Source organism: Kitasatospora sp. NPDC058170 (assembly GCF_042883905.1).
Lineage (GTDB): Bacteria > Actinomycetota > Actinomycetes > Streptomycetales > Streptomycetaceae > Kitasatospora.
The window spans coordinates 46,932-59,393 of record NZ_JBHVUV010000008.1; the positions used below are offsets into that span (position 1 = coordinate 46,932).

General features: G+C 70.8%; 15 protein-coding genes. 11 read left to right on the plus strand and 4 right to left on the minus strand.

What is annotated here, in order from left to right; all coding sequences use genetic code 11:
* Positions 1 to 34: 34 nt before the first annotated feature.
* Positions 35 to 781 (plus strand): DUF3592 domain-containing protein, encoded by a 747-nt coding sequence (locus ACFVVX_RS11125; protein ID WP_387943887.1) that lies wholly within the window; start codon positions 35 to 37, stop codon positions 779 to 781.
* A 10-nt stretch (positions 782 to 791) separates the two neighbouring features.
* Here ACFVVX_RS11125 and ACFVVX_RS11130 read toward each other — a convergent pair whose 3' ends face one another.
* From ACFVVX_RS11130 to ACFVVX_RS11140, 3 genes are all read right to left on the minus strand, one after another.
* A complete protein-coding gene (locus ACFVVX_RS11130) occupies positions 792 to 1,523 on the minus strand; it encodes an AIM24 family protein (protein WP_387943889.1) in 732 nt (243 codons plus the stop codon).
* Between the two features lie 31 nt (positions 1,524 to 1,554).
* The gene (locus ACFVVX_RS11135) at positions 1,555 to 2,247 is read right to left on the minus strand and encodes an AIM24 family protein (RefSeq protein ID WP_387943891.1); all 693 of its coding nucleotides are present in this window, start codon (positions 2,245 to 2,247) and stop codon (positions 1,555 to 1,557) included.
* Positions 2,248 to 2,352: 105 nt separating this feature from the next.
* Positions 2,353 to 3,720 carry a TerD family protein gene (locus ACFVVX_RS11140; protein ID WP_387943893.1) on the minus strand — a complete coding sequence of 456 codons (1,368 nt, stop codon included), beginning with the start codon at positions 3,718 to 3,720 and terminating at the stop codon, positions 2,353 to 2,355.
* Positions 3,721 to 3,924: 204 nt separating this feature from the next.
* Between ACFVVX_RS11140 and ACFVVX_RS11145 the strand changes: the two genes are divergently transcribed.
* Both ACFVVX_RS11145 and ACFVVX_RS11150 read left to right on the plus strand, forming a co-directional pair.
* Positions 3,925 to 4,371, plus strand: a complete 447-nt coding sequence (locus ACFVVX_RS11145) for an SRPBCC domain-containing protein (RefSeq protein WP_387943895.1) — start codon at positions 3,925 to 3,927, stop codon at positions 4,369 to 4,371.
* Positions 4,368 to 4,721: an ArsR/SmtB family transcription factor gene (locus tag ACFVVX_RS11150; protein ID WP_387943897.1), complete on the plus strand. Its 354-nt coding sequence runs from the start codon at positions 4,368 to 4,370 to the stop codon at positions 4,719 to 4,721. The genes ACFVVX_RS11145 and ACFVVX_RS11150 overlap by 4 nt, the downstream gene beginning before the upstream one ends.
* A gap of 44 nt (positions 4,722 to 4,765) precedes the next feature.
* Here ACFVVX_RS11150 and ACFVVX_RS11155 read toward each other — a convergent pair whose 3' ends face one another.
* Positions 4,766 to 5,749, minus strand: a complete 984-nt coding sequence (locus ACFVVX_RS11155; RefSeq protein WP_387943899.1) for an aldo/keto reductase — start codon at positions 5,747 to 5,749, stop codon at positions 4,766 to 4,768.
* A 340-nt stretch (positions 5,750 to 6,089) separates the two neighbouring features.
* Between ACFVVX_RS11155 and ACFVVX_RS11160 the strand changes: the two genes are divergently transcribed.
* The 8 genes from ACFVVX_RS11160 to ACFVVX_RS11195 all read left to right on the plus strand — a co-directional run bounded on the left by ACFVVX_RS11160 (position 6,090) and on the right by ACFVVX_RS11195 (position 12,207).
* Positions 6,090 to 6,320: a putative ATP-grasp-modified RiPP gene (locus ACFVVX_RS11160; protein WP_387943901.1), complete on the plus strand. Its 231-nt coding sequence runs from the start codon at positions 6,090 to 6,092 to the stop codon at positions 6,318 to 6,320.
* Positions 6,320 to 7,285 (plus strand): ATP-grasp ribosomal peptide maturase, encoded by a 966-nt coding sequence (tgmB, locus tag ACFVVX_RS11165; protein ID WP_387943903.1) that lies wholly within the window; start codon positions 6,320 to 6,322, stop codon positions 7,283 to 7,285. Before ACFVVX_RS11160 ends, tgmB begins: the two co-directional genes overlap by 1 nt.
* Positions 7,282 to 8,424 carry an ATP-grasp peptide maturase system methyltransferase gene (gene tgmC / locus ACFVVX_RS11170; RefSeq protein ID WP_387943905.1) on the plus strand — a complete coding sequence of 381 codons (1,143 nt, stop codon included), beginning with the start codon at positions 7,282 to 7,284 and terminating at the stop codon, positions 8,422 to 8,424. Before tgmB ends, tgmC begins: the two co-directional genes overlap by 4 nt.
* Before the next feature lie 129 nt (positions 8,425 to 8,553).
* A complete protein-coding gene (locus tag ACFVVX_RS11175) occupies positions 8,554 to 9,126 on the plus strand; it encodes a tetratricopeptide repeat protein (protein ID WP_387943907.1) in 573 nt (190 codons plus the stop codon).
* Positions 9,127 to 9,974: 848 nt separating this feature from the next.
* The gene (locus ACFVVX_RS11180) at positions 9,975 to 10,295 is read left to right on the plus strand and encodes a major capsid protein (protein ID WP_387943909.1); all 321 of its coding nucleotides are present in this window, start codon (positions 9,975 to 9,977) and stop codon (positions 10,293 to 10,295) included.
* Positions 10,292 to 11,044, plus strand: a complete 753-nt coding sequence (locus tag ACFVVX_RS11185) for a DUF6879 family protein (protein ID WP_387943911.1) — start codon at positions 10,292 to 10,294, stop codon at positions 11,042 to 11,044. Before ACFVVX_RS11180 ends, ACFVVX_RS11185 begins: the two co-directional genes overlap by 4 nt.
* Positions 11,041 to 11,883: a helix-turn-helix domain-containing protein gene (locus tag ACFVVX_RS11190; RefSeq protein ID WP_387943913.1), complete on the plus strand. Its 843-nt coding sequence runs from the start codon at positions 11,041 to 11,043 to the stop codon at positions 11,881 to 11,883. Before ACFVVX_RS11185 ends, ACFVVX_RS11190 begins: the two co-directional genes overlap by 4 nt.
* 120 nt (positions 11,884 to 12,003) lie before the next feature.
* The gene (locus ACFVVX_RS11195; RefSeq protein WP_387943915.1) at positions 12,004 to 12,207 is read left to right on the plus strand and encodes a hypothetical protein; all 204 of its coding nucleotides are present in this window, start codon (positions 12,004 to 12,006) and stop codon (positions 12,205 to 12,207) included.
* Positions 12,208 to 12,462: the final 255 nt, after the last annotated feature.

Below are 12,462 nucleotides of genomic sequence, written 5' to 3' on the forward strand. Positions count from 1 at the left end.
TGCGGACGCCCGCGAGAAACCCCAACGTCCCACTGTGGGGCGGCTGTTGATGCTGCTCGTCTGCGCGGCGCTGCTGGCCGCGGACGGCTGGGCCACCGGGCGGGGCTACGCGGCGCTGGGCAGGGCCGGCGACTGCGGCGACACCGGCCAGCGGGTCTGCGGGAGCATCGACCTCTGGCACGGCCTGGCCGCCTCCGGCGGCACCATCGTGGGGATGGTCCTGCTGATCGGCACGGCCTTCGTCCTGGCCGCCGACGGCACGGCCTCCGCGTCCTCCGACCTGCCGATCGGCGCCGGCACCCTGGCCGGCGTGCTCTGCCTGCTGCTCGGCGTCGCCCGCGGGGCCGACACCACCAGCGGCTGGCTGCTCGGCCCGGCCGCCGTGGTCGCGCTGCTCGCCCTCTGGTCGGCCCGCGCGGAGGCGCGCAGGCGCCGGCGCATCCTCGCCGAGGAGCGGCGCCGGGCCGAGCGCGAGCTGCGCCTCGAACGGCACGGGGTGAGCGTGCCCGCCACCGTCCTGGACATCCGGGGCACCGGCGTCCACCTGAACGACTGCCCCGAACTGGTCGTCACCCTCCGCTACACCACCGACGACGGCCAGGAGTACACCGAGTCGGTCACCGAGACCTTCCCCGCCTACGACGCGCCCCGCCGCGGCGATGTGCTGACCGTGCGCTACGACCCGGACCTGCCGGACCTGCCGCAGCTGCGCGCCGACACCGGCGCTGGCGCTGGCACCGGCACCGGCACCGGCACCGGCACCGACACCGACACCGGCTGAGGGCGGTGGGTCAGCGCAGCGGGACGCGCTGGGGCGCGAGGAGTTCGCTGGGCTGGACGATCACGAAGCCGTCGCCGGTGAAGGACAGCTCCCAGCCCTCGGTGGCGGTGCCGCGGCGGCGCCAGGCCTCGGTGTTGCTGCTCTGCGCCTGCAGCTGCACCTCCAGGGCCGAGGACCAGCCGACCACCGCGTCGGCGTCCGCGTAGACGTACGTGCCCTCCCGTACCGGCATCACCAGCGGGCGCCCGGAGGTCATCACCACCAGCGTGCCGCTGCCGGACAGTTCCAGGCTGTGGCGCCCGACGCCGGAGATCCGCTCGCCGCCCTCGATGCCGACGGTCTGCCAGTCGATGCCGGTGTCCAGTGCCAGGACGTAGCTGCTGGTGATCGTCAGCCGTTCGCGGTGGAGCTCCAGGATGTGCAGGTGCTGGGCGAGGTTGGCGAGGTAGACGGTGCCGGTGCCCGCGCAGCGCATCAGGTCCAGTGCGGGGGCCGGCTGGTGGCCGGGCGGGCGCTGCTGCTGGTTCTGCGGGCTCTGCTGGTTCTGGCGGTTGCGGCGGCGGCCGCCGCCGGGCGGGGTCCAGTCGGTGAACTGCACCCGGCCGGTGTGGGCGACCATAGCGCCGCTGCGCGCCAGGACTTCGGCCCGCCCGTCCAGCGCGACCCGCAGCAGCTGCGGGTTCTGCAGGGCGAAGCGCTCGTCGCCGGTCAGGGCGGTGTGGTCCAGAAGGGAACTGTGCACGGTGCTCGCTACTCCTTGGGCCGCGGGCTGTTCAACCGCGGATCTTGAGCCGGTCGGAGGTGTCCTCGCTGGGCTGGACGACGACGAATCCCGGGCCCCTGAAGCCGAGTTGCACCGCCTCGCCGCTGCCCCGGCCGATCAGCGAGCCGACCTTGAGGCTGCGCCGGACCTTGATCTCCAGGCCCGTCGTCCAGGCGACCAGCGCGTCCGGGTCGACGTAGGTCTCGGCCTCGGCGCAGTCCAGTACCACCGGGACCCCCCGGGAGGTGACCGAGACCCAGCCGCTGCCGCTGGCCGTCACGTTGTACAGCCCGGTGCCGGCCATCAGCACCGGCCCCTTGACCTTCTCGACGGCGCAGCCCAGCGAGGCGTCCAGGGCCAGCAGGTGCGAGCCGTTGACGGACAGCGACTCGTTGTCGAGCTGGAGGTTGAGCACGTCCGCGCCGAAGTCGGCCAGGTAGAGCGTGCCGTCGCCGAACCAGCGCAGCAGCGGGCTGCGCTCTCCGGACGCCCACTCGCCGAGCGTGCGGCGCAGCGACTGCGAGACGGGCTCGTACTGGAGGAAGCCGTCGTAGGCCACCATCGCGCCCGCCTTGGCGAGCACGTCCTGCCCCTCGGTCACGGCGACCTTGCACATCGCGCCGCCGTGCCGGCTCATCCGCGCCGTGGCCGGGGAGGCCGTGAACCCCTCCAGGTACGTGCCCGAGAGCACCCGCCGCTCCATCTCCCGACCTCCTTGACTGTGTTGCCGGCCGTGCTGTCGACCGGGCCGTCGGCCGTGCTGCCGGCCGTGCTGCTGACTGGGGCTGCCGACCTGGTCCGTGCCCGTTCAGACCTCGAACGGCTGGACCACGATGAAGTTGCCCGGCCCGCCCCTGAACTGAAGGCTGTACGACTCGGCGGCGTGCCCCGCGTACGCCGAGCGCCGGATCCGCACCGGGGCCGTGGTGATCACCTGCGCGCCGCGCGACCAGGCGACCAGGGCGTGGATGTCGGCGTACGTCTCCGGGGCCGGGGTGACCGGCAGCACCACGGGGATGCCGTTGGTCTTCACCACCACCGTGCCGTGGCCGCTGAACTGGAGCGTGTAGAAGCCCCCGTTGGGCAGGCCCTCGCCCTCGATGCGGCGGACCTCGTGCTCCAGTTGCGCGTCGAAGGCCAGGACCCGGTCGGAGCTGACGCAGATCGCGTCGCCCTCCAGCCGCACGACGTGCAGGTGGCTGGCCTCGTCGGCGAGGAAGACCTGGCCCTCGCCGGAGACGCGCATCAGCTTCAGCGTCTGGCCGGTGAGGTTGCCGGTCAGTTTGCGCAGCACGCCGGAGGCCTCGTGGGCGAAGTCGGCGCGGCCCTGGTAGGCCACCATGCTGCCGTGCAGGGCGAGGACGTCCTGGCCCTTGGTGAGGGTGTAGCGCACGAGGTGGTCGTTCTGCTGCGCCCAGCCGCTCTGCTCGGGGACTTCGGCGTACTTGACCAGGGAGACCCGGACGCCGGGCCGGTCGGGCGGCTGGGGCTGCTCCCGGGCGGGCGGCTGGGGTTGCGGCTGCTCCCGGGCGGGCGGCTGGGGCTGGGCGGGGACCTGGAGGGTGGGCGCCGGCGCGGGCTCCCCGCCCCGGGCGTCCGGCCCGTCCTGGGCGCCCGGCGCGTCCGGCGCGTCCTGGGCGTCCTCCTCGATCGCCTCGCCGCCGAAGTTCTCCAGCAGCGCCCGCAGGCCGCCGTCGAAGCCCTGGCCGACCGGTGTGAAGCGCCACTCCCCGCCGCGCCGGTAGACGTCCGCCAGCATCACCGCGCGCTCGGTGCTGAACTCCGCACCGGTGAAGGAGTACCGGCCGACCTCGGTGCCGTCCGCGACGAGCCGCACGTACCCGGAGGCGACCTGCGACATCTCGCCGTCGCCGTCGATGGTCGCGGTCAGGCTCAGCCGGTGGATGGCCTGCGGGACGTCCGGCAGCACGATCCGGAAGGCCTCGGTGTCGCCGGACTGCGCGCCCAGCAGGCGGATCGAGCCCTCGGGGCTGGCGGGCTGGTTGAAGAACACGAAGTAGCGGTCGTCGCTCAGCCGCTCCTCGGCGTCCAGGCCGAAGCAGCTGATGTCGAACGTCAGGTCCGGCGCGGTCAGCCGCACTCCGAGGTAGAGCTCGGCACCCGGCGTCAGATCGGCGATGCGCACACGCGCAGCCTTGACGATTTCCCTGGTCATAGCGCTGAGCCGACCCTCCCCCTGGCCGTGACGGGCATGGTCCCGCGACCCTACCCCACCCCGTTCGGACGAGGCATCAGCCCGTGCGGTTGCCGCCGGACCGAAGTGGTGCAACTCCCCGGTTGCACCAGAGGGGCCGACGTGCAACCCTGGAGTTGCATTCAGTGGCCGCGGTGGTCGCAACGGAGACGAAGGAGCCCCCTCATGAGCGAGGACCGGATCGAGCGCGAGACCCTGATCGAGGCGTCCCTGGAGCGGGTGTGGTCGCTGGTGGCCGAGCCCGGTTTCTGGGTGGGCGACCCGGAGAGCCTGGCCGGCACGGTGGCCAGGGAGGGCGAGTCGATGGTGGCCAGGAACGCCGAGTACGGCGACTTCCCGGTGCGCGTGGAGAAGGTCGAGCCGCCGACGTACCTGGCGTACCGGTGGGCCAGCGCCTTCCCCGGGCAGGAGCTCAGCGAGGACAACAGCACCCTCGTGGAGTTCACCCTGATCCCGGAGGACGGCGGGATCCGGCTGCGCGTCGTGGAGAGCGGGTTCGCGGCGCTGGCCGGCTCCCCGGAGCTGCGCAGCAAGGCGCTGAAGGACAACACCGACGGCTGGCCGCAGGTGCTCGACGCGTTCAGGAAGCGCGTCGAGCAGCCGGCCGCGTGACGCCGGAGGACCGCGGCGCGGGCGGGGCCGTCGACGACGTCCTCGCCGCGCTGGCCGACCCGACGCGGCGCCGGCTGCTCGACCTGCTCGCCGCGCAGGGCGAGGCCACCGCGACCACGCTCGCCGGACGGCTGCCCGTCTCGCGGCAGGCGGTGGTCAAGCACCTCGCGGTGCTGGACGCCGCCGGGCTGGTCACCGGCAGCCGGGTCGGGCGCGAGGTGCGGTACGCGGTGCGGCCCGCGGCGCTGGACGCGACGGCGCGCTGGATGGCCGCGCTCGCGGCGGACTGGGACCGGCGGCTGGCGGGCATCAAACGCGCCGCCGAGGCGGCGGAGCGGGACTCCCGTTAGGGCCTCCCGCTCCGCGCCTGCGCCTGCGACGGCGCGCGGCGGTGTCACCAGCGGTCGTGCACCTGCGGGCGGATCCGGCGGTCGTAGAGTTCGCGCACCGCGGCGAGGGTGTCCGCGGGCAGCGGCGCGAGGGCGGCGGCGGCCGCGTTCGCGCGGGCCTGTTCGGGGTTGCGGGCGCCGGGGATCACCGTCGTGACGCCCGGCTGCTGGACGATCCAGCGCAGCGCGGTCTGCGCCGGGCTCGCTCCCTCGGGGGCGAGCCCGGCGAACTCCGCCGCCGCCTCGACCCCGGTGGCGAAGTCGACGCCGGAGAACGTCTCGCCCTGGTCGAAGGCCTCGCCGTGCCGGTTGAAGGTGCGGTGGTCGTCCGCCGCGAACGAGGTGCTCGCGGTGTAGCGGCCGGAGAGCAGCCCGGAGGCGAGCGGGACCCTGGCCAGGATGCCCACCCCGGCCGCCGCCGCGGCGGGCAGGACCTGCTCCAGCGGCTTGAGGCGGAACGCGTTCAGGATGATCTGCACGCTGGCCACGCCCGGGCGGGCGATCGCGGTCAGCGCCTCGGCGCAGGTCTCGACGCTGACGCCGTACGCGGCGATCCGCTCCTCGGCCACCAGGGTGTCCAGGGCGTCGAACACCTCGCCGCTGTCGTACACCGGGGTCGGCGGGCAGTGCAGCTGCACCAGGTCGAGCCGCTCCACACCCAGGTTGGCCCGCGAACGGTCCGACCAGGCACGGAAGTTCGCCAGGGTGTAGTGCTCCGGGCGCTGCTCGACCCGGCGGCCGAACTTGGTGGCGACGAGGACGCCCGCGTCCGGACGGCCCTTCAGGTAGCGGCCGATCAACTGCTCGCTGCGGCCGTCGCCGTAGACGTCGGCGGTGTCGAAGAGGGTCACGCCGGCCTCGACGGAGGCGTCCAGGACGCCGAGGGCGTCCTCCTCGCGGACGTCGCCCCAGCCCGCGCCGAGCTGCCAGGTGCCCAGCCCCACGACGGAGACGGGCCGGCCGGTACGGCCGAGTACACGCTGTTCCATCCCCCGACCCTCTCACGGAGGGCGGCACACGGGCGGGAGGGCGGACCGGACAGATCAACCATGGTCTTCGAACCCCTTTCGTGCCCTTCCTGGTTGAAAGGTTGAAGACGTCGGAGACTCTAGGCCACAGTGAAACCACCCCGCGGTAGCGGCTCGACTACGCAAGGGAGCGATGATGACTGCCCGGACGGCTTGGCCGGCGAGAACGATCTATCGCTCCGAGGCGGGCGAACCGGCCCGAGGACGGCGGCGCCGAATGGTCGACGCCGCCGCGTGGGATCGGACCATGGGAGGCGCAGAACAGATGACGCAGACACCCGCACCTTGGGGTACGACCCGGATGGAACCGTTCGCGGCTACCGTCCCGGTCCCGCAGTACACGCCCGTGATCGACCCGGACACCCAGATGGCCGTCCTCGTCGACGACCGGGGCCGAACGGTCGAGCTGGCCGGGCACGGCACCAGCACCAGCGGTGTCACGCAGACGCAGACGACCCCTGACGGAAACTCGACGGGGGCGTCCGACACCGACGTCACCGAGTCCTACGACCAGGACCAGAGCGACGGCTGATGTCCGACCGGCACAGGTCGGTGCTGGTGCTGACCAATCCCTACGACGCGACCGCGGATCTGGTCCTTCGGGTGCTCGCCGAACACCGGGTGCCCGTGGTCCGCCTCGACCCCGGCGCCGACCTGCCCGCGGGTGCCTCGCTGACCGCCACGTTTCGTACGGGCGTTCAGCGGGGCACCCTGCGCACGTCGAGCAGGGAACTCGACCTCACACGGGTACGGTCGGTCTGGGTACGTCGGCCCTCGCCCTACACGGGCCCGCCGGACCAGGGCGACCAGAACCGCCGCTTCGCCGCGGAACAGTCGTTCTGGGGTGCCGGTGGCATCCTCGCGACGATCCCCGGAGCGCACTACGTCAATCACCCGTGGAACAACCGCGCCGCCGAGTACAAGCCTGCACAGCTCGCCACGGCCCAGCGCTGCGGGTTCCTGCTGCCGGACACGCTGATCACCAACGATCCGGTAGAAGCTCGGGAGTTCGCCACGTCCCAACACGGCGGGGCGGTCTACAAGCCGCTGTGGAACTCGCCCTACCGGGTGGACGGCCGACCGCACAGTGTGTGGGTTCGGGAGGTGAGCGGGTCCGAGATCACCGACGCCGTGTCCCTGTGTCCCCATCTGTTCCAGGCCAAGGTGGACAAGGCGTACGACGTGCGGGTGACCGCCGTCGGTGACCGCCTGTTCGGGGTTCGGATCGACAGCCCCGACATCGACTGGCGCGTACGGCAGGACCTGATGACGTGCACCCCGGTCGAGGTGCCCGAGCGGGTCACCCTCGCGGTCTCCGCCTATCTCGGCGAACTCCGCTTGACGTTCGGCGCGTTCGACTTCGCCGTGACGCCGTCCGGTGACTGGTGCTTCCTTGAGTGCAACCCCAACGGCCAATGGGCGTGGAAGCCGGCGGACATCGCCGAAGCAATCGCCCGTGCCCTTGCCGACCAGCTACGGAAAGGCCTCGACAGATGAGCACATCGGCTCAGCTCCGCGCCGCCCTGGTGGACAGACTCACCGAGGACGGCGCACTCACCGGACCCGAGTGGCGCAGCGCTGCCGGCGCGGTTCCCCGGGAGCTCTTCGCCGGGTCCTACTTCGCGCCGGTCGCCGGGAGCGTCCCGACCGGCTTCCGCGCCGTGCGGGAGGGTGAACCCGGATGGCTGGAGGGGATCTACACCGACCGGACACTCGTCACCCAACTCGACGGGGCCACCAGGCCCGACGACGTGGCGGACGAGACCGTGAGCGGTTCCCCCTCGTCGTCGTCCACCCTGCCGTCACTGGTGCTCGGCATGTGGCACCAGCTCGACACCGGCGCCGGGCAGCGGGTGTTGGAAATCGGCACCGGAACCGGCTACTCGACCGCTCTCGGCGCGCACCGCCTCGGGGACGCCAACCTCACCAGCATCGAGTACGACCCGGTGGTGGGCGGGGCGGCAGCCGCGGCACTCAAGGCGGCCGGGTTCACCCCCCGGCTGATCATCGGAGACGGGCTGCGCGGCGACCCCGACGGGGGCCGGTACGACCGGCTCATTGCCACCTGCGCGGTCCGGTACGTTCCGCTCCCGTGGCTTCACCAGGTCAAGCCCGGCGGTCGGATCCTGGTCACCCTGTCCGGGTGGAGCTACGCGAACGCCCTCGCTCTGCTCGACGTGACCGGTCCGGGGGAGGCCACCGGCCGGTTCCTGCCCGGCTTCACCAGCTTCATGATCGCCCGTCCGCACGACCGCCCGCCGCTCCCGGCACTGGACCTGCTGCCGGGTGAGGAACGCCCGAGCCGGGTCGACCCGGCAGCGCTCGACAACTGGACGGGCGGATGGGTGGCCCAGCTCGCCGCGCCCTCGGCCGTTCGCATGGGGGTGGGCGCACAACAGGTCCTCTGGGATGTGTCCACCGGATCGCAGGCCCGAACGGCACCCGCCCCTGACGGCGGGTGGACCGTCGTACAGCGCGGCCCCGTACGCCTGTGGGACCAGGTCGAACGCGCGGTACAGCGCTGGCAGGCCGCCGGCGAGCCGCACCAGGAGGGCTTCGGCATCACGGTCTCGGGGGCCGGCCAGCGGGTGTGGCTCGGCGCCGAGGACGGTCCGGGCTGGGACCTGCCGATCTGAGGCGGGCAACCGTCACGGACGCCCGGAGACCCGGTTGCACGGCAGGGAGCTGCCGGCCCGACCTGGGCCACCGGACCGACCGGCTGTAGCACCGACCGACCGGAGCGGGAACCGAACAAGGAGGGGTGAGTGCTCCAGCACCTCATCACCCAGGACGAGGACCTGCGCATGGTCCCCACCGACCGCGACCGGCTGGCCGGCGCCGTCGGCGAAATCCGCGAGGACCTGCGGATGCTTCCCCCCGGCACGGACGACGCCCGAAGGCGGGTCCTGGCCCGGTGGGCCGGCATCGGCCTGGTGAGCCTGGGCGACTACCACGACGCACGCGCGTTCCTACGCCAGGCGCTCGACCTGGCCACGGCCAGTGGCAACACCCGGGCCGTCATCGCCACCGAACTCAACCTCGGCGACGCCTACCGCTACGCCGGTGAAGCAGAGACCGCTGACGTGCTCTACCGCAAGGCCCTGGACACTGCCCGGAGCCGACACCCGGAACTCGTCGACTTCGCCCTCCAGCACTTCGGCAAACACCTCATGGAACGAGGCGACCTCGTACCCGCGCGCGCCCACCTGCGGGAAGCGTGGCGGCTGCGGATCGCCAAGGGTGACACCGGGCTGATCGAATCCACCCAGGCCGCCCTCGACCGCGTCGAGCTGCTGATCGGACAGGCAGGCGCCGGCAAGGCCGCTGCGGACCGGTGACGCATAAGCGACCCAGTGGAGCAGCGATGGGCCTCCTGGTTCCGGTCCTGCCCGGTGGGCCGAGGGGGACTGCGTTGTGTTCGATCGGTGTCCTCGCCCTCGACTGCGAGGACACCGACGACAATGTGTGCCACCCACTGTGCCGCGGCTGCCATCGCGGGAAGACCGCGCGGGAGTTCAACGTCGGCTGAGCAGTGCTACGAGGGTTCCGCCGCCCGCTGTGGCTGCGGTGATGAGCCACGCGGGTATGCGCTGGATCGTCAAGTGCATTCCTCCCCAGCGGAGTTCAAACTGAGGGGTTCGACTTCTGCTGCCTGCCTGTCGAGTCATGTTCGCCAGTTCAGCAGATGTCGGCCGCGAGTTGGGGACTCTGCGGACTGCCTCCGTTCGCCGGAAGGCGTTCACCTGGTTGTTTGAATGTGAGGCCCCCCAAAAAATCACCCTTTCGGCGGTCGCGCACTGCGCCATGGCGCATGGTGAAACGGGTAACACCATTTCACCTGTTTTATTCCTCAATGCCCGGGGCTGCCTTCTCGTCTGGCTGTACGCCGGACTCGGCTTCCTTGCAGGTGGCGTTCACATCGGGGCATGCCGCTGAGCGGTTCCGGGGTCTACGCGCCAAGATCATCCCATAATTCAGGAGGCACCCCCATGCCCTGAAGATCACGCCCCCCGTGTTCGGTCCCGGGTGCCTCGAGCTGACCGTCCTTGGTCGCGTGCGGGGCATCGCAGCCGTACCACTTCACACAGTGACCAAACGCAAGGAACCTGGATGTTCAGGGCCTTCTTTCCGCTGTTAATGTTTTTCATGGGGATATCTTTAACCCCCGGGGCCGGTCTGCGTGTAGGTGCGCGGTGACGCCGATGTGGACAAGTTCATCGCAATGGCCCGAGGGGACCCGAACGACCAGCACGCCATCCAGGAGACGTTGAAGATTCAGGCGGCGTCGATCCACTTCGCCGACCAGTTCTTCAACGGCGACACCGCCGTGAACCCGCTCGGGTTCGACGGCCTGTGCAAGCGCCTGATCGGACGTCAGGTCATCGACAGCGGTCGGGACGAGGGCCTTTCGTCGCCTCAGGAGAATATTCGAGAATCGGCGCTCGCTTTGAGGCGATCCCGAGGCATCCTGATTCAGCCTGTCCGGCGGCGAGGGGAGCGGCTGTGAGCCGACGACTGCGGTACATCGGAAGCAACTCGGGGAACAACGGATGCCCAACGCTCTACGAGGATGTGGAGACCGGGGAGGTGTTGGTGCAGGGCGAGGCCGTGACCGACCCCGACGAAGTGGCCCAACTCCGCAACATCAAGCCCGGCGAAGGGTTCGTGATCGTGCCGCGCGTGTTGCTCGCCGACTTCTCGCCACGCGACGTGGACCGAGAGCCGGTCCTGATCAGCTTCGACGAGTTCGACGGCATGTTCGAGAGCTTCCAGCATGCGGCTTTCCGACTGGAGACCCGTCGCCGGTACCGCTCCGACGAACAGACTGACACCTACCGCCGGTTCGCTGCCGGGGAGGCAACCAGGTGGGACTTGGAAGACCCCTGGTGCCGCTCGCGACGCGAGCAGGTGGCCATGGGCAAGCGGTTCGATCGGGTGAGGATCATGGACAATCCGCCTACCCCGGGACAGCGGTATCTGCTCGACAACGCCGAGCGCAACAGTGCCGTAGGCGAAGACATTCGGTACCTCTGGCGTGCTGACGCCGACCGCCTTGGCCTTCCGTCCGAAGACGCCTGGCTGTTCGACTCGCGCGTGATCGCGCTACTGCACTTCGACGCCGATGACGATCTGACCGGTGTGGAGCTGATCACCGACCCGGTACAGGTGGTTCGCGCCTGCCAGGTGCGGGACGCTGCTTGGCACTTCGCCACGCCGCACCGGGAATTCAGCGCTGAGGTACCGTCCGGCGGGTGAGTACCGACTTCCAACAGGCCCGGCTCGCCCTCGGTCTGCGGCTTCGTGAGCTGCGCACCGAGGGTGGTCTTACGGGTCGCCAACTGGCCGGCCATCTGGGCTGGACCCAGTCCAAGGTCAGCAAGCTGGAGACCGGCCGGCAGACGGCCACCCCCGACGACCTCACCGCCTGGGCGGAGGGAGTTGGCCAGCCCCAGGTCGCACCTGAACTGATAGCCAGGCTAAGGGCGTTCGAGTCGCAGTCACGTTCCTGGCGGCGGCAGCTCGCGGCTGGACACAGACCGGTTCAGGACAGACTGACAATCGAGTACGAGCGTTCGACGGTCATGCGCGCCTGGGAAGGCTCCATGGTCGTCGGCATGCTCCAGACTGCCGATTACGCCCGGCACGTGTTCGGCACGTACGTTGACCTTCACCAATCACCGCATGACGTCGAAGAGGCCGTGCGGTCTCGCGTTCGACGGCAAGAGAGCCTGTATCAGCCGGGCAAGCGCTACCAGATCATCATGTGGGAGGCTGCGCTCCGGGCGCTGGTCTGTCCGCCGGCCGTGATGGCCGCACAGCTTGACCGGCTCAGCGGCGTGATCGGGCTGGACACCGTTCGCCTGGGCATCGTGCCATTCGAGGCTACGCTCAAGTTGCCGCCAGCTAACGGGTTTTGGCTGTATGACGAGCGGCTCGCCATCGTCGAAGACTGGCATGCCGAACTCTGGCTGGACCAGCCGGACAGCGTGGCGTTGTACCTACGGGTGTGGGAGTCGCTTGCCGGCTCGGCCGTCTACGGCTCAGACGCGCACAAGGTCATCGCGCGGTGCCGCCGGGCGCTCGGGGTCGTTTGAGAATCCACGCGAGCCTCGGCCGCCCCCGCTCGAATAATCGCGAATCGTCTACTCGCCAGCGATTCGCGGGCACTTAGCGTGCTGGTCACCGGTTCCGACCAGTCCGAGGGAGTGGCCCGTATGGCGGCGAGCATTGACACCCGCAAGATCAAGACCCGCGATGAGCGCCGGACCGAGCGGCGCAGGCGGGCCCCCGACAGGACCGCGCTGGTTGACCACGACGCTGCATACGCCGCCAAGGCCGTCGGCTGGGGCATCCTGCGCGAGTGGCCGCCGTGCACCTGCGGCAAGCCGGAATGCCCGGACGGGGCGGCAGGCCGGTGACGCGCCAGGACGACTGGCGGAGAGGAACCCCGGTGGGCAGCGCGGCAGTCCGGCCCGAAGCCCCGTCCCCCGACCGGCCGATTGGTGACAGGAAGTCGGAAGACCATCCTTCGGAGGTGCCCGACGACCCCGAGCCCCCTTGCGGCCCCGGTGCGCTGGAGCCTGCCGAGTCGGACACCATGCGGCGGTTGCGTGAGGCCATGGGCCGTTACCGCCATCGCACCTGAGACCCCCGTGCCGGGCCGTGGAAAGGGT

Bases quoted from the DNA above. Each gene is read 5' to 3' on its own strand.
- ACFVVX_RS11135 (WP_387943891.1), bottom strand. From the start codon at position 2,247: ATGGAGCGGCGGGTGCTCTCGGGCACGTACCTGGAGGGGTTCACGGCC.
- ACFVVX_RS11140 (WP_387943893.1), bottom strand. From the start codon at position 3,720: ATGACCAGGGAAATCGTCAAGGCTGCGCGTGTGCGCATCGCCGATCTG.
- ACFVVX_RS11145 (WP_387943895.1), top strand. From the start codon at position 3,925: ATGAGCGAGGACCGGATCGAGCGCGAGACCCTGATCGAGGCGTCCCTG.
- ACFVVX_RS11155 (WP_387943899.1), bottom strand. From the start codon at position 5,749: ATGGAACAGCGTGTACTCGGCCGTACCGGCCGGCCCGTCTCCGTCGTG.
- ACFVVX_RS11160 (WP_387943901.1), top strand. From the start codon at position 6,090: ATGGAACCGTTCGCGGCTACCGTCCCGGTCCCGCAGTACACGCCCGTG.
- tgmB (WP_387943903.1), top strand. From the start codon at position 6,320: ATGTCCGACCGGCACAGGTCGGTGCTGGTGCTGACCAATCCCTACGAC.
- tgmC (WP_387943905.1), top strand. From the start codon at position 7,282: ATGAGCACATCGGCTCAGCTCCGCGCCGCCCTGGTGGACAGACTCACC.
- ACFVVX_RS11195 (WP_387943915.1), top strand. From the start codon at position 12,004: ATGGCGGCGAGCATTGACACCCGCAAGATCAAGACCCGCGATGAGCGC.